We start from the raw sequence: 7,706 nt of genomic DNA, 5'->3' as shown, positions 1-7,706 counted from the left end.
TGGTTTACCGCTTTGGGTATCTCCACGATGGCTTTCAACTTGAACGGTTTCAACTTCAACCAATCGATTATCGACTCACAAGGTCGCGTCATCAACACTTGGGCTGATGTGATCAACCGCGCTAACTTGGGTATGGAAGTAATGCACGAGCGCAACGCTCACAACTTCCCTCTCGACTTGGCTGCTGGTGAAACAACTCCCGTAGCAATGGTTGCTCCTTCTATCAACGGCTAAGTTTTAGCTTGAGATTGACAAAAAGCGCTCCTAGAAATAGGGGCGCTTTTTGTTTAAAGTATCGCTCCATTATGAGGTCAAGAAGTAAGTAGCTACCAATCGATCAATTGATGGGTGCATCTTGACCCAAACCATAAGATATCTTCTGAATAATATTTGGGTCACTCTCCCACTTGGATTCTATATCTTCAATATTAATTGCTTTGCAAAGCTGAAAGATTTGATGCTCTTGAAATGTGGGTCTGCCTAACTGTTTTTCAAAACTCCTTTTCCTTGCTTTAGGAATAACCGTATAGCAATGAAAATCAGGAGCCTTATATCCAAACAACCCACGTTTTGAACAAAGTGAAAGGTCTGCCATTCGCAGCAAGCCTGAGTAAATACTCGTAGTGCATACCACCTCAAAAGCTGCTTCAATTTGCTGAAATTCTTTGCGGAACCAAATAACATCTATCAGTTGAATAATTTTCTCAGTTTTTTGAGGAAAATCTTGAGGCACTATTAAAGGAAAGGTCTTTGAGCTAAGTTTTCCTAGTTCTTGATTTTTATATTTATTTCGATGGTCATTTCTAGCAATCCATACTGTAAAACCCAAACTTTTTCCCAGCTCAGCTAATATGCCCTGTATTTTTGTGTGCTTAGAAATATTAGCATCTGTAAAATTAAACTCTAGCTGAGTCCAACTGGTGTTTGTTGCTCTCGGTTCAGAGATGGCTAATTTCAGATTTACATTGGTGAGGTAAGCTTCTGTAAAATTCGCCTGTTTTATATATGCTCTTTCAAGATTTGCATCTGTGAGATCCGCTGCTATGAGTTTTGCCCCTTGGAGATTCGCGGATTCAAGATTGGCCTCTGTTAAATCAGCACTACTCAAATCAGCACTACTCAAATCAGCACCGCTTAAATCAGCACTACTCAAATCAGCACCGCTTAAATTAGCACCGCTTAAATCAGCACTACTCAAATCAGCGCCAGATAAATCAGTGTCCGACAAATCAGCACGACATAAGTTAGCACCACTTAAATCAGCACCACATAACCTAGCACCACTCAAATAAGTGACAAACAAATCAGCGCCCGACAAATAAGTGTCCGACAAATCAGCATCACATAAATTAGCACTCCTTAAATTAGAACCAGACAAATCAGTGTCCGACAAATCAGCACCGCTTAAATTAGCACCACTCAAATCAGTGTCCGACAAATTAGCACCGCTTAAATTAGCACAAGTTAAATTAGCACGACTCAAATTAGCACGACTCAAATCGGTATTGCTTAAATTAGCACCGCTTAAATTAGCACGCCTCAAATTAGCACCACTCAAATCGGTATCGCTTAAGTAAATACCAGAGAAATCCCTTTTGCCTGTTTGGTAATGATTTAAAAGTTCATGAGTATCCATATCGTGAGCCTCTACAACCAAATCAAAAATTATCAATATTAACTTAACGTCGGCAGACTTCCAGCAGCGATGGCACTAAATTCTTACAGTTTAGCAGTTGTACGATGCGTCAGGGAAAATAAATCTCCAATTTGAGAACAGGACTTGCCCTGAGGCAGTGTTATCGAACCTTTAGCTAACGATGCCGAGCTTCAATAGCAGAATTAGCCATTTTAACCAGTTTAATCACAAGCTTAGATGTAGGGTGCGTCAAATTGAGATTGATTTTAGATGAAAGAATAATTTTACTTATGACACACCCTACATCTTACAAATGCGATGACCCTACCTCCTCACTGGCTGAAATCCCTGCACAAAACTCACCCAGCGTGGTACTTTATCACCTGTAATATCTAGGATGGGAATGTTGAAACTTCTGAGAGCGGGGCGACCGACTTCACCAGCCGAAAAAGTCACATTCGTAGGTTCCGACTTACCTAAACCATAGGCACTAGCTATTTGATTAGCAAGTCGGCAGGTTATTTCAAAACTTCCCATATTAATCCTGCCACCTCCAGCCGCGTAATTCCAAGTAATACCGGGTGTTAAATTTTCTTGTTGACACATAAAGTGGGTGACTTCAAACATTTTGGCAATGTGAACGTCATATCGCCTTAAGCGTCCTCCATACGCCGATGCTGTGGTATCGCTTTCTGGTACTACAATCGAGCCAAATCCTTCGTCAAAACCAAGCTCCATCGGGAGTGCTGTGGAACTTGCTAGCGGTTGACTCGTTTGGGGTTGTACGCGAGTCGGTGACATCTGTACTGGTTTGACAAATTGACTATTAGCGCGAACGAAACAACCTTGCGCTGCACCAGCAGCGTAGCTTTTTCCTACAAAAAGCCAAGGTAAACCCCTGGTATCGTTGAAAGTACCAGCAGCATTACTAGGAAAGCTTTCAAAACGCTGTCCCTGTTTTAAGACACCAACTAAAGACCAATTAAAAAACTCAAATGGAGTGCGGTTGTCAGCACGCATAAGTTCTTCAAAAGAAGAATTTGTCATGCGACAATTTAACCCATTTGGGTCTGGATCTACTACTTCCCAATAAGTATGATAAGCTCTTCCCATATAATCCCCTTGATTATTAGGAGTAGGGAGAGGTGCAGTAGAACCCAGTGTAGCTGTTCCTAACGCCAGAAGAGTGGAAAGAGTAAGGGTTTTTAATTTTTTTAACATGAGTATCACTTTTCAAACACTACATCTCTTGGCAATCAAATAGCGATCGCACTTCTTCAACAATCTCGACCCCCCCTCACGGGATGAAAAGCCGATTCACACCCATATAGCCATTAATATTAAGCACAATCTCAATTAGACGTTCAACACAAAGTTCTCGATATTCCGAATCATTCATTAATCTATCAGCATTGCCAACCGTAATCACAGGAAGTGAATTAGAAGTATTTTCCTCGCGCATTACTTGTTCCAAGGAATCCTTGCCTTTCATGCTACGATTAGCTGTGAGCAAAATCATCTGATTTTCTTGAGCAAGTCGCCAAACTACCCTGTCATCGCTATCGATTGGCAATTCCATTTGTGCAAAGGTGACAAAACGAATTGGGATGATATCAAGCCAACCTTGATTAGCAATAGAGCCAAAGAAAATTATGGCGTGTCCATTGAGATTATGATCTATCAAAAAAATCATGCTTTAGCCTCACGTTTTGCCTTGGCGGCTCGAAGCTTTTCCCATGCAGCTTCCGTTCCAGGTCTTGGTGGCTGGGCGGCAATTCTGGCAATCAGATCGCGATTTTTTTCTTCGTAGTACAGCCGCAGTTCTTCAGCTTCCTTAAGAACTATTTGATACTCAGCTTCAACAGTAGCGCGATTTTCCTCAATATAAGCTAAAGCTGCGTTAATTTGTTCCTCTGTAAGGTCAAATAATCCTCTGATAAACTTAGGCGGATATTGATCCGTCACATAGTCCATGATGTCGTAGATAGTGATGCGCGTACCTGCGATAGTCAGTCCTCTTTCTGTACGGATAATCGCTGTTTCTTCGTTAGGTATGGTTGTCATGTTTATAGCCTCCTAGAAGGGATGTTTATATTGAATTGGTTGAAAACCCTGCACAAAATTCATCCAGCGCGGGACTTGATTACCTGTAATATCTAAAATTGGGAGAGAACGACTCCTCGATATTGGCGGCCCAGCTTCTTCCTGAGAATATTCGATCGCACTACGCTCTGGTTTGCCTAAACCGTAACTGTTAGCAATATCACCAGCCAACTGACAAGTAATTCAGAATTCCCCCATGCCAATTCTACAATTTCCGGCCCTGTACTGCCAAGTCCTACCGCCAGCGTCAGGTATCTGCATTTTAGGCTTAATTTAACAGCAATGGGTGCAGTGCACACCCTACAGATAGAATGTCTGCTTCCAAGACTTTTTAATTGGGTTGAACCGCCACGAGAATTTGTCCGGCTGTTACCGTTTGCCCCTTTTCACAAAACAACTGGGCAACAGTGCCCGCAACATCAGCAGTAATAGCAATTTCCATTTTCATCGCTTCCAAAATTAACAGGCGATCGCCCTCTGCAACCGCATCTCCAACATTAACCAGCACCTGCCAAACATTGGCCGAAACGTGAGCGACAACTGCCTCACAACCGATCGGCAAAGTAACCTCCGCCGCTGTTTCAGAAGCCACATCCGCCGGGGCTTCTGCGCCAGATTCAGCTTCAAATTCCCCGGATGCGGCCCAGCGATCGCGCTCTGCATTAAATGCGGCCTGCTGCTGCGCTTTAAACTCAGCCGCACTGTTAGCAATAGAATGCAAAAACTCATTGTATTCTCTCAAATTAAAAGTGATTTCCTCAACCTTTAATTTAAACTTCCCTTCGATAAATGCTTCCCGACAGCGGTGCAATTCCTCATGGGAAACCGGATAAAATCGGATTTGGTCAAAAAAGCGCAAAAGCCAAGGTTTACCAGACACGAAATCCGCCGTTTGTTTGAAGCGATTCCACATTTGCACCGTGCGGCCGACAAATTGATAACCTCCCGGCCCTTCCATCCCGTAAACGCACAAATACGCGCCGCCAATGCCAACTGCATTTTCAGGAGTCCAAGTGCGGGCGGGATTGTATTTAGTAGTAACCAAACGGTGGCGCGGATCGAGGGGAGTTGCGACGGGCGCGCCTAAATAAACGTCTCCCAAACCCATCACTAAATAGCTAGCATTAAATACAATTTCTCTGACTTGTTCGATGCTGTCAAGCCCGTTTATGCGGCGAATAAACTCAATATTGCTGGGACACCAAGGTGCATCCGATCGCACAGACTGCATATATTTTTCAATGGCCAACAGCGTCGATTCATCTTCCCAAGATAAAGGCAAGTGCACAATTCGCGCCGGCACTTCCAAATCCTCGATCGCCGGAAGTTCCGCCTCCGCCGCAATCAGCGCCTGCATTAGCTGCTGTTGCGAAATCTGGCGGCCCTCAAAGTGAATTTGGAGCGATCGCATTCCCGGCACTAATTCGATCACACCCGGCAACGGATTTGCTTTCAACTGTGCCATCAATGCGTGCGCCCGAAAACGCAAATTTAAATCCAGCACCAAAGGGCCGTATTCAACTAGAATATATTTATCCCCAGCTTGACGGTAAGTAACAGCAACCTGTCCCGGAGATTCGGGAATTTCGTGCAAAATTGGAGAGGCGGGAACTGCGGGCAATTCCTCCGCATTTTCCCCAAAAACAGACAAACAAAAAATAGTAAGTTGCCTATTTTGTGCTAATTCCCGCTGCAAAGCCTCAGCAAAACTCAAACAGTGAAAGCGAATGCTGTCCCCCGGTTTCAGTTGCCCGATTTTCCACAATTCCGACTGCACAATAGTAGCAGGACACACAAAACCTCCCAAACTCGGGCCGTCAAGACCGAGAATTACAGGCATATCGCCCGTAAAATCGATCGTGCCGATCGCGTAAGCATTATCGTGAATGTTAGACGGGTGCAAACCCGCTTCTCCTCCGTCTTGACGCGCCCAGGTGGGCTTCGGACCGATCAGCCGAATGCCCGTCCGCGTCGAGTTGTAATGCACCTGCCATTCTGTGGAGAAAAACATTTCGATGTCTGACTCAGTAAAGAAATCCGGCGCGCCGTGAGGCCCGTACAAAACGCCGATTTCCCAATTATTGCTGTAGGTGGGAATTAGTTCCGGAGGCAAAGATAATTCCGCTTCCAGAGTGGCAGTTTGAAGCAGTTTAAGCACATCTCCCGGACGCAGCGTGCGGCCCGCGTGTCCGCCAAATTTGCCCAGTACAAAAGTTGATTTGCTGCCCAAATAATCGGGGACATTAAAGCCGTGTTTGACTGCTAAATAAGTGCGGTAGCCGTCGCCTTGAATGGCTTTTAACTTGAGAATGCTGCCAGCTTTTACGGGAATAGCTGTCCAAAACGGCACCGGTTCGCCGTTTAGCGTTCCCTTCATAGTTGCACCAGTCAAACTAATAACTGTATCGGCATTAAAGCGCAGAGTTGGACCTGTAGCTGTGAATTCCAATCCTGCTGTCGATTCGGGATTTCCTACTAAACGATTTGCCGATCGAAATGCCAGATGATCCATCGGCCCAGAAGGCGGCACGCCAACATCCCAATAGCCAATCCGCCCCGGATAATCTTGAATGCTGCTGTAGGTTCCCCCATCCAATACATCGATCGTTAAAGGTGCGTATTCAAAAGAGTTTAAAAAGCGCGTGCTCAGTTCGCCCCGGCTGAATCGGGAATCGTCCAAAATCTGGCGGAGGTAATCTAAATTAGTTTCAATTCCCGCTATTTCACTGGCATCTAAAGCAGCTTTTAGTTTTACGATCGCCTGGGTTCGATTATCCCCGCAAACGATTACTTTGGCTAGCAGCGGATCGTAAAAAGGAGTAACCTCCGTCCCGGTTTCTATCCAACTGTCGCAGCGGACGTTTTCGGGAAACGCAACTTGATTCAGCAACCCGGAACTCGGCTGAAAATTCTTGCCGGCATCTTCCGCATAAATTCGCACCTCAATTGAGTGTCCCTGCGGCCGATAGCGGTACTCTTCCAGGGGGAACAAATCCCCAGAAGCCTGTTTTACCATCCACTCAACGAGGTCGATGTTGTTGACAGCTTCAGTAACGCCGTGTTCGACTTGCAAGCGCGTGTTGACTTCCAAAAAATAAAACTGTTTCGCATCGACATCAAATACAAATTCAACAGTACCGGCTGACTGGTAATTTACGGCTTTTCCCAGCCGCACTGCTGCACCGTACAACAGATTTCGCTGTTCGTCGCTAATAGCAGGGGCGGGGGTTTCTTCAATTACTTTTTGATTGCGCCGCTGCACCGAACAATCTCGCTCGCCCAAGGCTATGACGTTTCCTTTGCCATCTCCAAAAATTTGGACTTCAATGTGCCTGGCTGTTTGAATGTATTTCTCTAAAAAAACGCCGCTTTGTTTAAAATTGCTTTGACTCAAACGCTGTACTTTTTCAAATGCTTCTGCCAAATCTCGATCGCCAAAACAAGCCTGCAAACCAATGCCGCCGCCGCCTGCGGTACTTTTGAGCATCACCGGATAGCCGATCGCCCCAGCCGCTTTTTCCGCATCCTCCAAACTTGCTAAAAGTTCGCTTCCGGGAGTTAGCGGCACTTGATTTGCAGCGGCTATTTCCCGGGCGGTGTGCTTCAATCCGAAGCAGCGCAACTGACTCGGAGTCGGGCCGATAAATGCAATATTTTCGCTTGCACAAGCTTCGGCAAATTCAGCATTTTCGCTCAAAAAGCCGTAACCCGGATGGATAGCTTGAGCTTTTGTTTGGCGCGCAACTTCGAGAATGCGATCGAACCGCAAATAACTCTCGGCTGCGGCGGCTGCACCGATACAAACGGCTTCGCTGGCGGCGAAAACGTGCTTGGCGCGGGCGTCGGCTTCAGAATATACTGCTACCGAAGCAATTCCGAGGCGATCGAGGGTGCGGATAATTCGGCAGGCAATTTCACCGCGATTTGCAATCAAAACTTTGTTAAACATTTGGGTAATTGGGAATTG

General features: G+C 45.6%; 6 protein-coding genes and 1 pseudogene. 1 reads left to right on the top strand and 6 read right to left on the bottom strand.

The window, feature by feature from the left end; all coding sequences use genetic code 11:
* Positions 1-234, top strand: a pseudogene (locus QUB61_RS05570) (photosystem II q(b) protein); the annotation flags it as partial.
* Positions 235-337: 103 nt separating this feature from the next.
* On the opposite strand, the gene QUB61_RS05565 reads toward QUB61_RS05570, so the two are convergent.
* From QUB61_RS05565 to uca, 6 genes are all read right to left on the bottom strand, one after another.
* Positions 338-1,636: a pentapeptide repeat-containing protein gene (locus QUB61_RS05565; RefSeq protein ID WP_333136424.1), complete on the bottom strand. Its 1,299-nt coding sequence runs from the start codon at positions 1,634-1,636 to the stop codon at positions 338-340.
* 324 nt (positions 1,637-1,960) lie between these two features.
* Entirely contained in the window at positions 1,961-2,857 is an 897-nt protein-coding gene (locus tag QUB61_RS05560; protein ID WP_333136421.1) for a hypothetical protein, read from the bottom strand.
* Between the two features lie 76 nt (positions 2,858-2,933).
* Positions 2,934-3,329, bottom strand: a complete 396-nt coding sequence (locus QUB61_RS05555; protein WP_333136419.1) for an ACP S-malonyltransferase — start codon at positions 3,327-3,329, stop codon at positions 2,934-2,936.
* On the bottom strand, positions 3,326-3,700 hold the full coding sequence (locus QUB61_RS05550) for a DUF433 domain-containing protein (RefSeq protein WP_333136417.1): 375 nt from the start codon (positions 3,698-3,700) through the stop codon (positions 3,326-3,328). Before QUB61_RS05550 ends, QUB61_RS05555 begins: the two co-directional genes overlap by 4 nt.
* A gap of 12 nt (positions 3,701-3,712) precedes the next feature.
* Positions 3,713-3,910, bottom strand: a complete 198-nt coding sequence (locus QUB61_RS05545) for a hypothetical protein (protein WP_333136415.1) — start codon at positions 3,908-3,910, stop codon at positions 3,713-3,715.
* A gap of 160 nt (positions 3,911-4,070) precedes the next feature.
* Positions 4,071-7,688 carry an urea carboxylase gene (gene uca / locus QUB61_RS05540; protein WP_333189863.1) on the bottom strand — a complete coding sequence of 1,206 codons (3,618 nt, stop codon included), beginning with the start codon at positions 7,686-7,688 and terminating at the stop codon, positions 4,071-4,073.
* Positions 7,689-7,706 lie beyond the last annotated feature (18 nt).

It is taken from the genome of Microcoleus sp. C2D2 (assembly GCF_036702495.1).
Lineage (GTDB): Bacteria > Cyanobacteriota > Cyanobacteriia > Cyanobacteriales > Microcoleaceae > Microcoleus.
Note: the sequence above shows the minus strand (reverse complement) of the source record. Positions and strands in the feature narration are given on the sequence as shown.